Origin of the sequence: Fibrella aestuarina BUZ 2 (assembly GCF_000331105.1) — a bacterium.
In the GTDB taxonomy this organism is placed as follows: Bacteria; Bacteroidota; Bacteroidia; order Cytophagales; family Spirosomataceae; genus Fibrella; species Fibrella aestuarina.
Window position 1 is genome coordinate 3,045,392 of record NC_020054.1, and the last position, 15,837, is coordinate 3,061,228.

The window sequence follows — 15,837 nt, forward strand, 5'->3', positions numbered from 1 at the left end:
CACTACTATCGATTCTGCGGTCATTAGAGTCGCATTAGAAACCCTTACTATCGAAACTTAGCGGCCCCAACCGGGTTTATTTCCTCGGCTTCCTGGGTAGTTGCCTATGGGAATTACTCTATCTGGACAGATCTATTTTTTTATGTCAACCGTAAACAACTGGTCATCTTCACATTCCTTCGAACCCGTTCCTACTCCGCTGCAACGCCTGATTCGGCTACTGGGTACCGAACGCCGCGACATTGGGTACGTTTATTTATACGCGATCGTCGCCGGGTTAATTAGCCTGTCGTTGCCGCTGGGGATTCAGGCGGTGTTTAACCTGGTGTCGGGCGGCATGGTCTTCAGTTCGGTGTATGTGCTGATTGGGCTGATCATCATCGGCGTTGTCATCAGCGGGCTGATCCTGGTGGGGCAGCAGGTGCTGGTCGAAGTATTGCAGCAGCGCGTCTTCGTAAAAGCCGCTTTCGAGTTTACTTACCGCCTGCCCCGCATTGAACCCGACGCGCTCCAGGGGGCGTACCCCCCCGAACTGATGAACCGCTTTTTTGATGTGCTGACCATTCAGAAAGGCCTGCCCAAACTGCTGATCGACCTCACGGCGGCCGTAGTGCAGATTATCTTCGGGATTATCCTGCTGTCGTTTTACCACCCCGTTTTCATTGGGTTTGGGCTCGTAACCATTCTGGTGGTGGTGGGGTTGGTGCTTGTTCTGAACAGCAGCGCCCTGAAAACCAGCCTGAAAGAATCGACCTACAAATACAAACTGGTGGCCTGGCTCGAAAACATGGCCGGTCGGCTCGACGAGATTCGGGAGGGAAAAGACAGCCGGGGCAACATGGCCCGCACCGACGAATACGTGGCGCAATACATTCTGTACCGCAATCAACACTTCAGTGTGCTCAAACGCTTCTTCTACAGTGCGGTGGCGTTCAAGACGCTCGTGGTTGGGGGGCTGCTCATTCTGGGTACGACGCTGGTGGTAGGCCGGGAAATGACGCTGGGGCAATTTGTGGCTGCGGAGTTGGTCATCGTCCTGATCACAAGTTCCGTCGATAAGCTCATCATGAGTATCGACGTCGTCTATGACATGATGACTGCCGTTGAAAAGATCGGGCACGTAACCGACCTGCCGCTGGAAAACAGCGAGATTGCTGCGTAAGCATGTCCCAAACTGATTCTCCCACTATGCTCAATTTATCAAACAGTCGGGTTCAGGCCGACATTATAGATCAATTTCCGTTAAAGACCCTCCACGCTCTGCCCGACCTGAGAGCGGGGCGGACCATCGGGCGCTGGATGCTCGTGATTCTGTTTGTGCTGCTGGGTACGTTGTTTCTGCCCTGGCAGCAGAACATCAACGGCGAAGGCGAGGTAACCGCGCTGACGCCCCAGGATCGCCCCCAGACGGTACAGAACGCCATTGCGGGCCGGATCGAGCGCTGGAACGTGCGCGACGGGCAGTTTGTGCGCCGGGGCGATACGCTGCTGGTAATTTCGGAGGTGAAAGACGAGTATTTCGACCCCAACCTGCCCGAGCGGCTGCGCGAACAACTCGACGCTAAAGAAGGCAGCCTGGAGGCTACCCAAGCCAAGATCAAGGCACTCGATGGGCAAATTGCGGCGCTTGAGACCGGCTTGCAGGCCAAACTCGAGTCGGCCCGGAACAAGGTGAAGCAGGCCCGCTTCAAGCTAACCATGGACAGCACCGACCTGGTGGCCCAACGCACCAACTACAAGATTGCCATCGACCGGCTGGCCCGCTCCGAGAAGATGTACAAAGATGGCCTGATCTCGCTCACCGATCTAGAGAGCCGCCGCCTGAAACTGCAGGAAGATTACGCCAAACTGATTTCGCAGGAAGCCAAGGTGAACGTGGCGCGGCAGGAGCTGATCAACGCCCGTATCGACCTGACCAACATTGAGGCCGATTACCGGGAGAAAACGGCCAAGGCGCAGTCGGACCGAAGCTCGGCGGTGTCGTATCTGGCCGAAGCCGGGGGCGAGATTTCGAAGATCGTCAATAAAATCAGTAGCGTCGACGTGCGGCGGGGGTTGTACGTGATCCGGGCCCCGCAGGATGGCTTCGTCGTTAACTCGTTCAAAGCGGGTATTGGCGAAAACATCAAGGAGGGCGAGTCGATCGTGACCCTGCAACCCGACAACCCGTCGATTGCGGTCGAGTTATTTGTTCGCCCCAACGACGTACCGCTGATTCAGCGGGGCCGAACCGTGCGGCTCGAATTTGATGGCTGGCCGGCCGTGCAGTTTTCGGGTTGGCCCACGGTCGCCGTGGGTACGTTCGGCGGTGAGGTCGCCGTGATCGACGCCGTAGCCAGCAAGGGCGGGAAATACCGCCTGCTGGTGCGCCCCAAAGTAAGTGGGCACGACCCCAAATGGCCCGAGCAACTCCGCGTGGGGTCGGGTGTATATGGCTGGGTGATGCTCGACGACGTGCCGATCTGGTACGAAATCTGGCGGCAATTGAATGGCTTCCCGCCCAGCTTGCAGAGTGAGCCAACAAACGAAAAAGCAACCGTCAAAAAATGAGTAGAGACTGGTCCGCCGCTGTGGCAACCCCTTGCGTCCTGACCGACGTGAGCTGTCAGTCATCTGTCAACGGACACAAGCACAGACAACCTCGTACCGCTCATCCAGCTAGGGCGCACCGCCGGATGGCCTTTTACAAGGTGATTGGCCTACTGATTGGTTTATGGAGCCACGTACCCAGCCAGGCACAGACACCTGCCCCGCCGCGACCTGATACGGCTGTCTTCACGGCCGCTGAGTTCTTCGAGGCGGTGATGCAATACCACCCGCTGGTGCGGCAGGCGGCGCTACTGCCCGAGGAAGCCCGCGCCGACATTATGCAGGCCAGGGGGGCGTTTGACCCCAAGCTGTCGGCTACCTACGACCGCAAGGAGTTTGGCCCGCAAACCAACGGCGACCGGCTGTCGAGCGTGTATTACAACAAGTGGGGTTCCGAGCTGTCGGTGCCGGTGGCCCCGCTCGGCACCGATGTAAAAGTGACCTACGACCGGGCGTTTGGGGCCAAGCTGAACCCCGAAGCCACCACACCCGCCACGGGGCTGGTCGGCGTGGGCGTGAACGTACCCATCGGGCAGACGTTGCTCATCGATGCCCGGCGCAACGCGCTGCGCCAGGCCCGGCTGGGCGTGAATCTGGCGGATGCCGACCGGCTGAAAAACATCAACAAAACGCTTTTCGACGCCGCCAAGGCGTACTGGGAGTGGTATTTGTCGTACCGCAGCTACCGCCTGATCGACGAAGGCCTGCAACTGGCCGACGTTCGTTTTCAGGGCACCCGGCAGCGGGCATTGGTTGGCGAAGTGGCGACGATCGACACCACCGAAGCGCTCATCACGTTGCAGGACCGGCTGGTGCAGCGGCAGCAGGCCGAGGTCGATCTGCAAAACGCCCGCCTGCGGCTGTCGGCCTATTTGTGGGCGGCCAATGAACAGCCCATCGATCTGCCTGGCAACGTGGTGCCGCAGTTGGCTCCCAGCAGCGAAATCGCCAACGCGACGGTGCAGGCCTTGATCAATCAGGCGATGCAGCAGCACCCTGAATTGCTCAAACTGACGGCCAAAACCGAGCAGTTGCGGGTTGAAGAGCGGTTTCGGCGGGCGCTGTTACAGCCGCAGATCAACCTGAGCGCTGCCCTGCTGAGCCAGACGCCCCCGCTGCTGAGTGCGGCGGTGGATCAGCTGCCAACGTATTACTCGTTCCGGGGCGACAATTATAAAATTGGTCTGGATGTGGTGTTTCCGCTGTTTCTACGGAAAGAACGGGGTAAGCTCAAGCAGGTACAGATCAAAGGCCAGCAACTGGTACTGGAACGCCAGCAAACCGAGCGCGGCATTCAGAACGACATTCTGGCTGCACGCAACGAATTGCAGAATCTGGCCCGGCAGATCGTCGTGCAGGAGCAGACGTTTATCAACCAGCGCCGCCTCGTGCAGGCCGAGCAGCAGAAGTTTGGTCTGGGCGAAAGCTCGCTGTTTCTGGTCAACTCCCGCGAGAGTAAACTCATCGATCTGGGGGTGAAGCTGGAAGAACTGCGTACCAAATACCAGAAAGCCCTGGCAAACCTCTGGTACGTGGCTGGTACCAACCAGATGCAGTAAGGACAACTGGCGCGCTATTGATGCCGGGTGTCGAGCACCGCCTGCAATTTGACCGCAAACGCCTTGTCGTTGGGTGGCGCAAAGATGTAGCTATGCTCGCCGGGTACGTCGTGGACGTGCACACCCCCCAGCGCGTAGTTGGTCCAGCCGTAATGGGCGTAGTCGTCGAGGTAAAACGTCTGGATCGTGGCCCGGAACAGGTGCACCGTCAGGTTGGCGGGCATGAGCACAAACTGCTTCAGCGCGGCCGCGTTGATGGCTTCAATCCGAAACGTGGTATCGAAGAGGGCTTCCTGCTGTTGAGCGCCGCCGAAGCGCAGGTTCCAGTAGGAGCGGATGAGCCGTCGCCGGAGCCAGTGATCGGGTCGGCGACTGTCTTTTACGCGCCAGTATTGGCGGATAAACCGCTGATCAACGGCCTCCATCTTGTAGCGCGCGGCCTGCCGAACGCCCTGGTCGGCAACCAACTGCAAGGTATGGCGCAGCTTCATGAAGTTGAGCCCCACGGCCTGGCCCCGCACCCGCAGGCCTGAGTGGGTACCACCCGCATCGTGGGCATACGTATCAAATAAGGCGATCAGGCTCACGTTTCGGCCCTGCTCCTGTAGCTGCCGCGCCATTTCGTAGGCGACAATACCCCCAAACGAAAACCCGCTGAGCGAGTAAGGGCCGCTGGGGTTGTGCTGCACAATTTCGTCGATGTAGGCGCTGGCCATTTCGGTGATGGTGCGAAACGGTTTATCGATGCCATTGAGGCCCCGCGCCTGCAAACCAAATACGGGCTGATCGGGGTGGAGGTGCTGCGCTACTGCATTGAACAGCAACACGTTCAAGCCTGCGCCGTGCACAATATAAAGCGGTTCCCGACTGCCCGCCGACCGGATGGGTACCAGCGATTTCCACGAAATTACGTCGGCATCGGCCTGCAAGAGGCCCGCCAGCGCGCGAATGGTCGGAAACTGAAACAGGCTGGCCAGGGGGAGTCGTCGGCCGGTCTGCTTTTCCAGCCGGGCCATCACCTGCACGGCAATCATTGAGTTGCCACCCAGCTCGAAAAAGTTGTCGTCGAGGCTCAGTAGTTCCGTAGGCAGCACCTGTGCCCAGATGTTGGCCACCAGGGCTTCGTCGGGTGTGAGGGTGTGGTGGTTGGCCAGCCGGTGGGTACGTTGCCCGGTGGTGGGGGCAGGCAGGGCCTTGCGGTCAATTTTGCCGTTGGGCGTGAGCGGCAGCTCCGGCAGGACCACAAACGCGCCCGGAACCATGTAGTCAGGTACGTGCTGACCCAACTGTTGCCGCCACGTTCGCACCAGTTCGGGCGCTACGGCGGTCGTTTGTTCGGTACCTGCTGGCTGGCGATAGGCCAGTTCGGGCACGACATAGGCGACCAATTGTTTCTCACCGAGGGTATCTTCGTGAGCCACCACCGCCGCCGCCCGGATCGACGCCAACTGCGTAAGCTGATGCTCGATCTCGCCCAGTTCGATGCGGTAGCCCCGCATTTTCACCTGATGATCGAGGCGGCCCATGTAATAGACCTCGCTGGTTTTGGGCGAGTTGCCGTTCAGATAGCGCCCCAGATCACCGGTTCGGTACAGCCGGTCGGGCTCATCGCTGAACGGGTTGTCGATGAATTTTTCGGCGGTCAGTTCGGGGCGGTTGTAATAGCCATCGGCCACCCCGGCGCCGGCAATGCAGATTTCGCCGGCCTGCCCGTCGGTGGCCAACTGCCCCGCCTCGTCGATGATGTAAATGCGCGTGTTGGCAATGGGAAAACCGATGGTGATGCGGTCGTCGGTGGGCAGAATCTGTTTGCCCGTCACATACACAGTGGCTTCCGTAGGGCCATAGTAGTTCCAGAGGTCGCGGCACCGGGCCGTCAGTTGCCGGGCCAGGTCGAGTGGCAGCGCTTCGCCCGCCGTAATGATGCGCAGGTTTTTATTGCCAGGCCAGCCCACCGCCAGCAGCATCCGCAGCGTAGAGGGCGTGGTGTTGATGCAGGTGATGGTTTCGTCGGTCAGCAGGGTCGCCAGCTGTTCGGCATTCCGCATAGTAGCTGCGTCGACCATCACCGCTTCGGCACCCACCAGCAGCGGCAAAAAGATTTCGGCCATCGATACGTCGAAGGCGATAGTCGTGGTGAGGGCCACGCGATCGGTAGGTAGCAGACCTGGTTCCTGTTGCAGACTCAGCAGCAGGTTGACGAGGCTATGGTGCCGGATGGGTACACCCTTGGGCCTCCCCGTTGTGCCCGACGTGTAAAGGATATACGCCAGATCGTCGCCGCTGGGCGCCTGCGTTGGCGGCGTGGCTGGGTACGTTGCCAGCGTAGGCCAAAAGGCATCGATCACCACCTCGCGTGCGCCCGGAAGCGCAAACCGCCCCTGGTGCGCCGCCGACGTGAGCAGCACAACGCAACCGGCATCGGTGAGGCTGTAAGTGATGCGGTCGGTGGGGTGTTGCGGGTCGACGGGTACGTAGGCGGCCCCGGCTTTCAGAATACCCAGCATCGACGCGATCAGCGGCAACGAGCGGTCGATTGCCAACCCCACCCGATCGCCCCGTTGAATACCCATCGCCAGCAGGGCATGAGCTACCCGATTGGCCTGCTCCTGCAGGTCCTGATACGTGAGCGTGTCATCGGCAAACCGCAGAGCCATACGCGACGTAAACCGGCGAGCCGTTTCGGCCAGCACCGAACAAACACTTTGAGACGTATCGTATGACGGCGTGAATGTATTACAAGATTGGGCTGGCTGTGAATTCACAGAAATAGGTGCTGGATAGCGATAAGACTTCTATTAAATTTAGATTAAAGGCGATGTTGGAGGTCACTCTACCAACTAGAAAGATTTTGGTAAAAATCGCCTTTATTTCGCTCTATTAGCCCTTTTTGTATTAAAATATGAACTGATATAGTTTAATCAAGCTGTCTTTGGTGGTAAATACATAGGTATATATTGTGACCCTTTGCTAATGCGGTGTTCACAATTTGTTAGGCAAAAAAAGCTCTTGTAAAGGTATCGTAAGAGGGATCATTCCGTTTCCCGATTTAGCAAAGTACAAGAACCTGTCCTAGCTTCGGGCTTGATGTGGGCAATGCCGTATCAGCTGACTGCTTTCCTGCCGTCCCGCCCTGTCAGGAAGTGTAGTGCTGTGGTCGCGTCAGTTTCTGCCCTAACCGGGACAATTGGTTTGCTGTTAAGCCGACCGTTTGTAAATGAATTCCTCAATCTCGGCTTGCCGCGCGTTGGCAAACCCTTTGTCGGTGCCAATTTTCACAAAGCCGCATTTTTCCAGCACGTGCTGCGAGCCGTAATTATCAAAGGCAACGCGCCCGTATAGAGGTCGGCTTGGCTCGATGGTCAGGAATTCGTTGAGTGCAGCCGTAGCAATACCCTGTCCCCAGTAGGGTTTATCGATCCAGTACGTAAGTTCTGCGTCGCCCTCCATCATGAATTTGGCTATGCTGCCTACAATAACATCATTCACGCGTATGGTGCGCGTGTGGTTGGTTGGGTCGGCCAAGTGCTTCGTGTATTTTTCAATATAAACCGCCCTGTCGGTTGGGTCCTTGGGCGTGAAAGCAGCTAAATAGATCGCCTCTTTATCAAGTTGAAACGTAAAAAAGGCATGTAGGTCCTCTGCCGTTGTTTTAGTCAGAGTTATCGTACTGGTTGTCATGTCAACGCTAATGGTTCTGAATTCTACAGTAAATCATACTATCTATTGACCAAAAATTCTGCATTTAGCTCCTGCATGATTCGATAGTGTCAGTGAGTTGATCGGTAGGGTAGTCGGGCGTTGAGTTGCTGACGTGCCAGGTCTTTATCCGGGTTGATAAGTCAGGCTTCTTTATCCAACCTGTGCCTGCCGGGTACGTTCGACTGGTAATGGCAGTATACGAAAGTTGCCGGGAAAAGGCGAATGGATTGATTGCTAGGCATTAGATTCCTGCTTCTATGCCAACTTTTTGGGGCGGTTCCGGTGTTCTTCCTGTATGCAAGCCATTACGCAGACACCGCTCGACATTGCCCAGATTCGGGCCGATTTTCCGGTACTCAACCAACTCGTCAACGGTCGGCCGCTGGTTTATTTCGATAATGCCGCCACCACGCAGAAGCCCCGGGCCGTGCTCGATGCGCTCACTCGCTACTACGAACACGACAACGCCAACATCCACCGGGGTATCCACGCCCTCGCCGAACGGGCTACGGCCTCGTTTGAAGCGACGCGGCGGGCTGTGCAGTCGTTCCTGAATGCCCGCGAGGCCGAAGAAATCATCTTCACATACGGCACCACCGACGGCATCAACCTGGTCGCTAAAACCTACGGCCGGACGTACCTGGGCGTGGGCGACGAGGTGATCATCTCGACCCTCGAACACCATTCCAACATCGTGCCCTGGCAGATGCTGTGCGAAGAGCGCGGCTGTGTGCTGAAGGTAATCCCGATCGATGACAACGGTGATCTGCTGCTGGACGAGTACGAGAAGCTGCTCACCGAACGCACCAAACTGGTGTCGGTGGTGCACGTTTCCAACGCGCTCGGCACCATCAACCCGGTCAAAACGATCATCGACAAGGCCCACGCGGTCGGGGCGGTGGTGCTGATCGACGGGGCGCAGGCGACTTCGCACATCGACATCGACGTGCAGGCGCTGGATTGTGATTTCTATGTTTTCTCGGCCCACAAACTGTTTGGCCCCACGGGGATGGGCGTGCTCTATGGCAAGCGGGCGTTGCTCGAAGCCATGCCGCCATTCCGGGGTGGGGGCGAGATGATCAAGGAAGTGACCTTTGAGAAAACGACCTACAACGACATTCCCTATAAGTTTGAAGCCGGTACGCCCAACATCGCCGACGTGATCGCCGTCAAAAGCGCGCTTGATTACGTCGACTCGCTGGGGAAAGAGAACATTGCCGCTTACGAGCACGAGTTGTTGGCCTACGCAACCGAGGCGCTGCAGGGTATTGACGGACTACGTATCGTGGGGAACGCCAAAGAAAAAATAAGCGTGATCTCATTCGTGCTCGATGGTATCCACCACGAAGACACGGGCGTTATTCTGGATCAGCAGGGAATTGCGGTACGTACCGGACACCATTGTACGCAGCCGCTGATGCGCCGATTGGGTATTGCCGGAACCACGCGGGCCTCGTTCTCGGTTTACAACACGACCGACGAAATCGACCGGCTGGTGAAGGGCCTTGAGCGCGTAAAAACGATGATGGCCTAAGCTCACCCTAAACCTAAGCTCAGATGCTAAGCGACGACGTTCTGCTGGACAAAAAACAGGTGCTCGATAGCTTTCAGGACCTGCCCGACAAAGTCTCCTCTGAAGACTTGATTGAGCGAATTCTGTTTATTCGCCTCATCAACGAACGGGCAGAGAAAGCAAAGCACACGGAGGGTACTCCACACGATGTGTTTATGCTTGAATTCGCCGACTTTAAAAATCAGGTGAAGGCTCAGCGTGAACGCAGTGTGCAATGAATCTGATCTGGGAACCTGACGCTAAAGAGGATGTCAGACTAATATACGCACAACTCTACGATCATTCACCGGCGCTGGCCGATGACTGGTCGGATGAGTTGGAGAAAAAGGTGACCACATTGCTGAACTTTCCAGAAATGGGCCGGCTCGTTCCCGAACTTCAAATTCGGTTCATCAGGGAAGTCTTTGTTCGCCGATTTCGGCTGGTTTACCAATATCAGGATAACGTGGTTCGTGTACTGGCAATTCGGCCGATGGGTCGCCCGCTGGGCAAAATTTGAGTATGACAATTAACGAGACGCAAGACGAAATCATCGAGGAATTCGACCTCTTCGATGATCAACTCGACAAAACGCAGTACATCATCGACCTCGGCAAGAAACTGCCGCCCCGGCCCGAGTCGTTCCATACCGACGATAAGCTCATTCAGGGCTGCCAGTCGAAGGTGTGGCTGGATAGCGAGCTACAGGGCGATACGGTGCATTTCGAGGCCGACGCCGAGCCTACCGCCCAGATCAGCCGGGGCCTGGTGAGCCTGCTCATCCGGGTACTGTCGGACCAGAAAGCCGACGCCGTGGCCAACGCCGATCTGTATTTCATCGATCGTATCGGGCTCAGTAACCTCGTTACGTCGCGGCGGGCGGGTGGCATGGCGTCGATGATTCAGCGGATGAAAACCTTTGCTAAAAATAGTTTGCTGTCTGACGCCTGAGGCTATACGTCGAGCGCGAAACGGTAAATTTCCCAATTTTAACCCGCAGACATCAAACGATATGGTTGCTACGATTATGTCAGAAGAAGAGCTGAAAGAGCAGGTCGTGCTGGCCCTCAAAGGCGTATACGACCCCGAGATCCCGGTCGACGTTTACGAGCTTGGCCTGATCTACGACATCAAAATATTTCCGGTCAACAACGTCTACATCCTGATGACGCTGACCTCACCCTCCTGCCCATCGGCCGGTTCCATTCCGGGCGAGATCGAGCAGAAAGTGCGTGAGGTGGAAGGCGTCAACGACGTAAGCGTCGAGCTGACCTTTGATCCGCCCTATACCTCCGATATGATGTCGGAAGTGGCCAAACTCGAACTTGGTTTTATGTGATCTTTCTAGCCCGGAAAGTCGTTTTAACAGCAGTGCGGAGTCTGAAAAGTCGGTTTTGCGATTTTGCAGCGCTCACTCCTCCATAGACTATCCAGACTTCGTACTTTTACTAACAGACTGTCAAGACTTAATTCAGTTATGTATCCTCCTCATTTAGTTGCCCCCATGCGGGAAGACCTGACCAGTGTAGGGTTTCAGGAATTGACCACTGCCACCGACGTTGATACCGCTATGGCCAACGCACAGGGCACTACGCTCGTGGTCGTGAACTCAGTGTGTGGTTGTGCGGCCGGTGCGGCCCGCCCCGGCGTGAAAATGGCGCTGTCGGCGACCGACGTAAAGCCCGATCAGCTCGTGACGGTGTTTGCCGGTGCCGACCTCGACGCGACCGCCCGGATGCGCGAATACCTGCTGCCTTACCCGCCGTCATCGCCGGCAATCGGTATTTTCAAAGATGGTGAACTCGTGCATTTCATCGAGCGTCACCACATCGAGGGCCGCTCGGCTCAGATGATCGCCCAGCACCTCGAAATGGCGCTGGAAGAGTTCTGCGAGAAAGCGTAATTAATGTATAATGAATGATGGACAATGTATAATGGGCTGGCGCAAGAGTAAGGCGCCGCGCCGGCGGACCGGTCAGCCCATTATACATTGTCCATCATTCAGTATACATTAATCAACCCAGACGCTCGAGCAGGGCTTTCGTTTTGCGGATGCCTTCGTACTCGTCGACTTTATCGCCTTCGTATTCGATGCCGACGATGCCTTTGAACTTGGCGTCTTTCAGAATCTGCATGATGCGGGCGTAATCCGTTTCGACGCAGTTACCCTGCGCGTCGAAATCATACGTTTTGGCCGAAGCGCCCTTGGCAAACGCCATTAGCTGCTGCGTACCCAGGTAGCGGTCATACGACTCTTCACAGCCGTCTTTGCCCCGCTTAAGGCAGAAGTTGCCGAAATCGGGCAACGTACCCACATTCTTCATACCGACGGATTTCATCACGCCCGACAGCCACGCCCCGTTGGACGACAGACCGCCGTGGTTTTCGACGATGATGTTGATACCCGCCGCCTTGCCAATTTCGCCCAGTTTGCTTAGCCCCTCGACAGCGGCTTTGGCCACCTCGGCCGCTTCGCCACTACCCTGCGCATTGACGCGGATGGTTTTGCAACCGAGGTATTTGGCGCAATCGACCCACTTCTTGTGATTCTCAACTGCCTGATTGCGTTTGGTCGCGTCGAGTTCGGCCAAGGCTCCTTCGCCATCGATCATGATCAGGTTGTTCTTGATGCCGTTGTCTTTGCAGCGCATCAGCAGCTCATTCAGGTAGGCCGTATCGGTGGCTTTGTCTTTCATAAACTGATTGACGTACTCCACAATGCCAATCCCGAACTCCTTGCGGGCGATGCCAGGGAAATCGAGGTTGGTAATTTTTTTGGCGAACAGGGCCTTGTGCAACGACCATTCGGCCAGCGAAATATCGAAGAAAGTTTTCTGAGGCGCTGAAGTGGCTTCGGCCCAGGTGGGCAGGAACGCCATGGCGGAAAGCGAACCGGCGGCCTTCAGAAAGGTGCGACGTGTCGAGTAGTTAGTCATGATTTTGGAGTGAGTCGTTTTAGAGACCATGGGCAGCACAGCCACCACAATTAGTAAGGAGTAATGGGCTGTCTTCTAACGATGAAGGGGCTTGTGCCCCACTCGCTCAAAGACGCCTGGGCGAGACAAATGACCGACTTTTAGGGCATAAAAAAAGGCGGGCTGTAGCGCAACCCGCCTTTCCAGTTCAGAATACAACCTGAATATCATCTTGTTGGTGAACCGACTTCTGTGGCATCAGCAAATGATACAGTCGAAAGATACAATTTTTTCCGTGAATATGTCAAGAAAAAAGAGGATAATAATGGAGAATGGATGATGCATAATGGACAATGTGCTTTTGCTGACGGAGTTAGACCCCGGTAGCCATGCTTGTCCATCATCCATCAGCCATTATACATTGCTCCTCAGGCTGGCACAAAATGCTTCTGATTGAGGGGCAGGTTCTCGGCCGTCCAGACGACCTCCCGAACAAGCTCATGGGCCCGGACGGGGCAGTTAGCCACGTGGCAATAGTGGCAACACTCTTTGAGGCAGGGGTCGGCATGAACGAAGATTTCGACTTCACTGGTAAAGCCGTTCTGTAGCGTCTCTTCAAACCGGTGCACTTCTTCGTGCGTCTGAAGCAGATCCCAGTAGTAGGGGAGGGTCAGGTGGCAGTCGATGTGCAGATCGGCCCCGTATTTCTGTACGCGCAGATTATGCACGTCGATCCAGGCGGGGCGCCGGTTGGTGTTCAGCAGGGTAACCACGCGGTCGATGGTGGGGGCGTCGGTTTCATCGAGCAACCGCCCCACCGACTGCCGCACCAACGACCAGCCGTTGTAAATAATGAACAGCGAGAGCACCAGGGCCAGCGCCCGGTCGAGCCAGACCCAGCCGGTAAACCAGACCAGCCCCACACCAATCACCACCACGATACTACTGACGCTGTCGACCAGCAGATGGCGGCCATCGGCCAGCAGGGCGATCGAGTCTACCTTGCGCCCCTGCTGAACCAGCGCGTAGCCCAGCAAGGCGTTGGCGGCGGTGGTAAACGCCACCAGCCCCACACCCCAGCCCAGATCAGACAGAGCGTGGGGTTCCAGAAAGCTGACGACCGCCTCGTAGATGATCACCAGCCCGGCCGACAGAATCAGAGCCCCTTCAAAGCCCGACGACAGGTACTCGACTTTGCCGTGGCCGTAGGGGTGGTTCTGATCGCGGGGGAGGCCGGCGATGTACAAACTGTAAAGCGCGAAACCGCTGGCGATCACATTGACGATGGATTCCAGGGCGTCGGTCAGGATGGCGGTCGACTGCGTGAGGTAAAAGGCCGTGAACTTAAGGATCAGCAACACGACACTCACGCCCAGCGAGAGGGCCATCCAACGGTATTTGGTCTGTTTAATGGAAGTCATTCAACGGAAAAGACGTTGGGTACTGGAGAACGGATGACGAATCGTCGGAACTAGCTACTATCCAGAGGCCAACGTCGAGTAACTTGGTAAAGATAGCCATCACGGGCCGAAACGGTTGTATTTTCGCCCGTATGAACACAACAGAAAACCCCTGGAAAACACTCGATTCAACCGTTCGATACGAGAACAATTGGCTCACCCTCAGGCACGAAAACGTGTTGACGCCTGCCGGAACGCCGGGTATTTATGGGGTGGTTAGTTTTAAGAACAAAGCCGTTGGGGTGATTCCCATTGATGCCGACGGAAACACGTACCTGGTTGGCCAGTATCGGTACACGCTTGAGGAATACACCTGGGAACTCCCCGAAGGTGGCTCACCCGTCGGGACCGATCCGCTGGAGTCGGCCCAGCGTGAACTGCGCGAGGAAACGGGCCTGATCGCGGCCAAATGGACCAAACTGGCCCGTATTCATACCTCCAATTCGGCCACCGATGAAGAAGGCTTTATCTACATTGCCGAAGAGCTCACCCCCGGCCCCCACGCCCCCGAGGAAACCGAAGACCTGCAGGTGCAGAAGGTGCCGCTGACGGAGGCCATCAACATGGTGATGGACGGCCGCATCACCGACTCAATCAGCATGGCCGGGTTACTGATGGTAGCACGGTTGCGCGGCGTTTAAAACAAAAGCAGGCCGTTGTCAGTCAATAAGTACGCCATTTCCGCTGTGCCGTCTAAAAACAGATTGGCCAACGGCGTTTAATTCATGATTCTTCCTGTTCTTCTAGGCTTTCTGACGGGCGTTGCCCTGTGCCTCACCTTCGGTACGGTGTTCTTTGCTCTGATTCAGAACAGCGTCGATAACGGCTACAAAGCCGGACTGACCATCACGGCCGGCGTCGTGCTGGGCGATCTGATTTACGTTACGTTTGCGTTGCTGGGTACGTCGATGATTCCCCATTCGGAGGAATTGGAGCCGGTTCTGGCGTTCATCGGGGTCGTTTTTCTGATCGTGCTGGGGCTGTTCAACATCATCAAGGGCACCCCGCGCATTGCGTATCCCAAAACCAAACTGGGCAACTACGCCTATTATTTCACAACGGGTTTTCTGCTCAATGCGCTGAACCCCATCAACTTCGTGTCGTGGGTGACTATCGCGGCCTATCTCCGGCATTCGTTGCGCTATACGGCCAATCAGCAGGTGGTCTTCATGGCGTTTGCGCTGGTAGGCGTGGCCGTTGCCGAAGCCTCGCTGGCCATTTTCGCGCATAAACTGAAGCGCTTGTTTACCCCCAAGGTTGCCTTGGCCTTCAACCGCGTCACCGGTGTCGTATTCATCGTCGTGGCCCTGCGCCTGGCCTGGGTCAAATTGCTGAGTTAGGCGCTGTGAATTATACAATGAAGAGTAGGGATCACGAAATGGCTGACGCCCCTGTAGTGTGTGCGTCAGCCATTTCATGATCCCTACTCTTCATTGCGTAACCCATGCTTATCCTTCTGCGGGTTCGTTTTCCCGGGAGCCGGTTTTTTCTTCGTTCAGCTCGGGATTATTCCGGGCGCCCTGCGCGCTGCTGGCTGACGACTGGGTTTCACTATCGGGCGCCGTCGACTCGTCGGAAGCGCGCTCCGGCTGGCCGGGCTTGTCTGTTTGTGGTTGCATGATAGGCGGTTTGTACTATTGATATTCACAGTTCACTGTCTTCTGTTCACTGTTGGCTGGCGCTCAAGTAGGGTTGCGCCAGCCAACAGTGAACAGAAGACCGCAAACAGTAAACGGATAATCATTTATAGATCGTCGTCGTCGATGTCGTCGCCGCGCAGGTCGTCGTCCATGTCGGTCTCCAGCGAGTCTTCTTCGATCGCATCGTCGGCAAATTCGTCGTCATCCGCGTCGCCATAACCACTGGTTGCTCCAGAGCCTTCGTCACCAAATTCAGCCTTGCCGGGTGCAGGGTTCATCATCAGCACATCGTCCTGTTCGTCGAATTGGTTGAATGCAGTTGCCATGTTGTGTGTATTGATTAGGTTCGGACTACATAACTTCTGGCTGAGCCATTGGTTGTTTAGTAGATAAATCATTTGAGGGAATGGCCTCGCGCAA

At 56.3% G+C, this 15,837-nt stretch carries 17 protein-coding genes; 11 read left to right on the plus strand and 6 right to left on the minus strand.

Features of this window, described 5'->3' with window-relative positions:
• Positions 1-142 precede the first annotated feature (142 nt).
• The 3 genes from FAES_RS12380 (at position 143) to FAES_RS12390 (ending at position 4,148) form a co-directional block, all read left to right on the plus strand.
• On the plus strand, positions 143-1,162 hold the full coding sequence (locus FAES_RS12380; protein WP_041258881.1) for an ABC transporter transmembrane domain-containing protein: 1,020 nt from the start codon (positions 143-145) through the stop codon (positions 1,160-1,162).
• A 26-nt stretch (positions 1,163-1,188) separates the two neighbouring features.
• Complete coding sequence (locus FAES_RS12385) at positions 1,189-2,550, plus strand: HlyD family secretion protein (protein WP_041257818.1); 1,362 nt, start codon at positions 1,189-1,191, stop codon at positions 2,548-2,550.
• Between the two features lie 125 nt (positions 2,551-2,675).
• Positions 2,676-4,148: a TolC family protein gene (locus FAES_RS12390; protein WP_015331554.1), complete on the plus strand. Its 1,473-nt coding sequence runs from the start codon at positions 2,676-2,678 to the stop codon at positions 4,146-4,148.
• Between the two features lie 14 nt (positions 4,149-4,162).
• Here FAES_RS12390 and FAES_RS12395 read toward each other — a convergent pair whose 3' ends face one another.
• Together FAES_RS12395 and FAES_RS12400 are read right to left on the minus strand one after the other, a co-directional pair.
• Positions 4,163-6,913, minus strand: coding sequence for a non-ribosomal peptide synthetase (locus FAES_RS12395; protein WP_310589921.1), 2,751 nt, complete (start codon positions 6,911-6,913; stop codon positions 4,163-4,165).
• 433 nt (positions 6,914-7,346) lie between these two features.
• Entirely contained in the window at positions 7,347-7,829 is a 483-nt protein-coding gene (locus FAES_RS12400) for a GNAT family N-acetyltransferase (protein WP_015331556.1), read from the minus strand.
• Between the two features lie 316 nt (positions 7,830-8,145).
• On the opposite strand from FAES_RS12400, the gene FAES_RS12405 reads away from it, so the two are divergent.
• The 6 genes from FAES_RS12405 (at position 8,146) to FAES_RS12430 (ending at position 11,305) form a co-directional block, all read left to right on the plus strand.
• Positions 8,146-9,384 (plus strand): cysteine desulfurase, encoded by a 1,239-nt coding sequence (locus tag FAES_RS12405; protein ID WP_015331557.1) that lies wholly within the window; start codon positions 8,146-8,148, stop codon positions 9,382-9,384.
• Positions 9,385-9,407: 23 nt separating this feature from the next.
• Positions 9,408-9,641 carry a hypothetical protein gene (locus FAES_RS12410; RefSeq protein ID WP_015331558.1) on the plus strand — a complete coding sequence of 78 codons (234 nt, stop codon included), beginning with the start codon at positions 9,408-9,410 and terminating at the stop codon, positions 9,639-9,641.
• Entirely contained in the window at positions 9,638-9,922 is a 285-nt protein-coding gene (locus FAES_RS12415; protein ID WP_015331559.1) for a type II toxin-antitoxin system RelE/ParE family toxin, read from the plus strand. Before FAES_RS12410 ends, FAES_RS12415 begins: the two co-directional genes overlap by 4 nt.
• A 2-nt stretch (positions 9,923-9,924) precedes the next feature.
• Complete coding sequence (locus tag FAES_RS12420) at positions 9,925-10,353, plus strand: SufE family protein (RefSeq protein ID WP_015331560.1); 429 nt, start codon at positions 9,925-9,927, stop codon at positions 10,351-10,353.
• Between the two features lie 76 nt (positions 10,354-10,429).
• Complete coding sequence (locus tag FAES_RS12425) at positions 10,430-10,741, plus strand: SUF system Fe-S cluster assembly protein (protein ID WP_041258884.1); 312 nt, start codon at positions 10,430-10,432, stop codon at positions 10,739-10,741.
• Between the two features lie 138 nt (positions 10,742-10,879).
• Complete coding sequence (locus FAES_RS12430; protein WP_015331562.1) at positions 10,880-11,305, plus strand: BrxA/BrxB family bacilliredoxin; 426 nt, start codon at positions 10,880-10,882, stop codon at positions 11,303-11,305.
• A gap of 112 nt (positions 11,306-11,417) precedes the next feature.
• Here FAES_RS12430 and FAES_RS12435 read toward each other — a convergent pair whose 3' ends face one another.
• Together FAES_RS12435 and FAES_RS12440 are read right to left on the minus strand one after the other, a co-directional pair.
• Positions 11,418-12,338, minus strand: a complete 921-nt coding sequence (locus FAES_RS12435; RefSeq protein ID WP_041257819.1) for a TIM barrel protein — start codon at positions 12,336-12,338, stop codon at positions 11,418-11,420.
• A gap of 407 nt (positions 12,339-12,745) precedes the next feature.
• Positions 12,746-13,738 carry a cation diffusion facilitator family transporter gene (locus FAES_RS12440; RefSeq protein WP_015331564.1) on the minus strand — a complete coding sequence of 331 codons (993 nt, stop codon included), beginning with the start codon at positions 13,736-13,738 and terminating at the stop codon, positions 12,746-12,748.
• Between the two features lie 131 nt (positions 13,739-13,869).
• Between FAES_RS12440 and FAES_RS12445 the strand changes: the two genes are divergently transcribed.
• Together FAES_RS12445 and FAES_RS12450 are read left to right on the plus strand one after the other, a co-directional pair.
• Positions 13,870-14,418 (plus strand): NUDIX domain-containing protein, encoded by a 549-nt coding sequence (locus tag FAES_RS12445; protein WP_015331565.1) that lies wholly within the window; start codon positions 13,870-13,872, stop codon positions 14,416-14,418.
• An 84-nt stretch (positions 14,419-14,502) separates the two neighbouring features.
• Positions 14,503-15,117 (plus strand): LysE family translocator, encoded by a 615-nt coding sequence (locus tag FAES_RS12450; RefSeq protein ID WP_015331566.1) that lies wholly within the window; start codon positions 14,503-14,505, stop codon positions 15,115-15,117.
• A 108-nt stretch (positions 15,118-15,225) separates the two neighbouring features.
• Here FAES_RS12450 and FAES_RS30385 read toward each other — a convergent pair whose 3' ends face one another.
• Both FAES_RS30385 and FAES_RS12455 read right to left on the minus strand, forming a co-directional pair.
• Positions 15,226-15,396 (minus strand): hypothetical protein, encoded by a 171-nt coding sequence (locus tag FAES_RS30385; RefSeq protein ID WP_015331567.1) that lies wholly within the window; start codon positions 15,394-15,396, stop codon positions 15,226-15,228.
• Positions 15,397-15,521: 125 nt separating this feature from the next.
• Entirely contained in the window at positions 15,522-15,743 is a 222-nt protein-coding gene (locus FAES_RS12455) for a hypothetical protein (RefSeq protein WP_041257820.1), read from the minus strand.
• Positions 15,744-15,837: the final 94 nt, after the last annotated feature.

What these genes read in the sequence shown, in the direction of transcription:
- FAES_RS12380 (WP_041258881.1), top strand. Translation starts at nt 143, where the DNA reads ATGTCAACCGTAAACAACTGGTCATCTTCACATTCCTTCGAACCCGTT.
- FAES_RS12385 (WP_041257818.1), top strand. Translation starts at nt 1,189, where the DNA reads ATGCTCAATTTATCAAACAGTCGGGTTCAGGCCGACATTATAGATCAA.
- FAES_RS12390 (WP_015331554.1), top strand. Translation starts at nt 2,676, where the DNA reads ATGGCCTTTTACAAGGTGATTGGCCTACTGATTGGTTTATGGAGCCAC.
- FAES_RS12400 (WP_015331556.1), bottom strand. Translation starts at nt 7,829, where the DNA reads ATGACAACCAGTACGATAACTCTGACTAAAACAACGGCAGAGGACCTA.
- FAES_RS12405 (WP_015331557.1), top strand. Translation starts at nt 8,146, where the DNA reads ATGCAAGCCATTACGCAGACACCGCTCGACATTGCCCAGATTCGGGCC.
- FAES_RS12410 (WP_015331558.1), top strand. Translation starts at nt 9,408, where the DNA reads ATGCTAAGCGACGACGTTCTGCTGGACAAAAAACAGGTGCTCGATAGC.
- FAES_RS12415 (WP_015331559.1), top strand. Translation starts at nt 9,638, where the DNA reads ATGAATCTGATCTGGGAACCTGACGCTAAAGAGGATGTCAGACTAATA.
- FAES_RS12420 (WP_015331560.1), top strand. Translation starts at nt 9,925, where the DNA reads ATGACAATTAACGAGACGCAAGACGAAATCATCGAGGAATTCGACCTC.
- FAES_RS12425 (WP_041258884.1), top strand. Translation starts at nt 10,430, where the DNA reads ATGTCAGAAGAAGAGCTGAAAGAGCAGGTCGTGCTGGCCCTCAAAGGC.
- FAES_RS12430 (WP_015331562.1), top strand. Translation starts at nt 10,880, where the DNA reads ATGTATCCTCCTCATTTAGTTGCCCCCATGCGGGAAGACCTGACCAGT.
- FAES_RS12435 (WP_041257819.1), bottom strand. Translation starts at nt 12,338, where the DNA reads ATGACTAACTACTCGACACGTCGCACCTTTCTGAAGGCCGCCGGTTCG.
- FAES_RS12440 (WP_015331564.1), bottom strand. Translation starts at nt 13,738, where the DNA reads ATGACTTCCATTAAACAGACCAAATACCGTTGGATGGCCCTCTCGCTG.
- FAES_RS12445 (WP_015331565.1), top strand. Translation starts at nt 13,870, where the DNA reads ATGAACACAACAGAAAACCCCTGGAAAACACTCGATTCAACCGTTCGA.
- FAES_RS12450 (WP_015331566.1), top strand. Translation starts at nt 14,503, where the DNA reads ATGATTCTTCCTGTTCTTCTAGGCTTTCTGACGGGCGTTGCCCTGTGC.
- FAES_RS30385 (WP_015331567.1), bottom strand. Translation starts at nt 15,396, where the DNA reads ATGCAACCACAAACAGACAAGCCCGGCCAGCCGGAGCGCGCTTCCGAC.
- FAES_RS12455 (WP_041257820.1), bottom strand. Translation starts at nt 15,743, where the DNA reads ATGGCAACTGCATTCAACCAATTCGACGAACAGGACGATGTGCTGATG.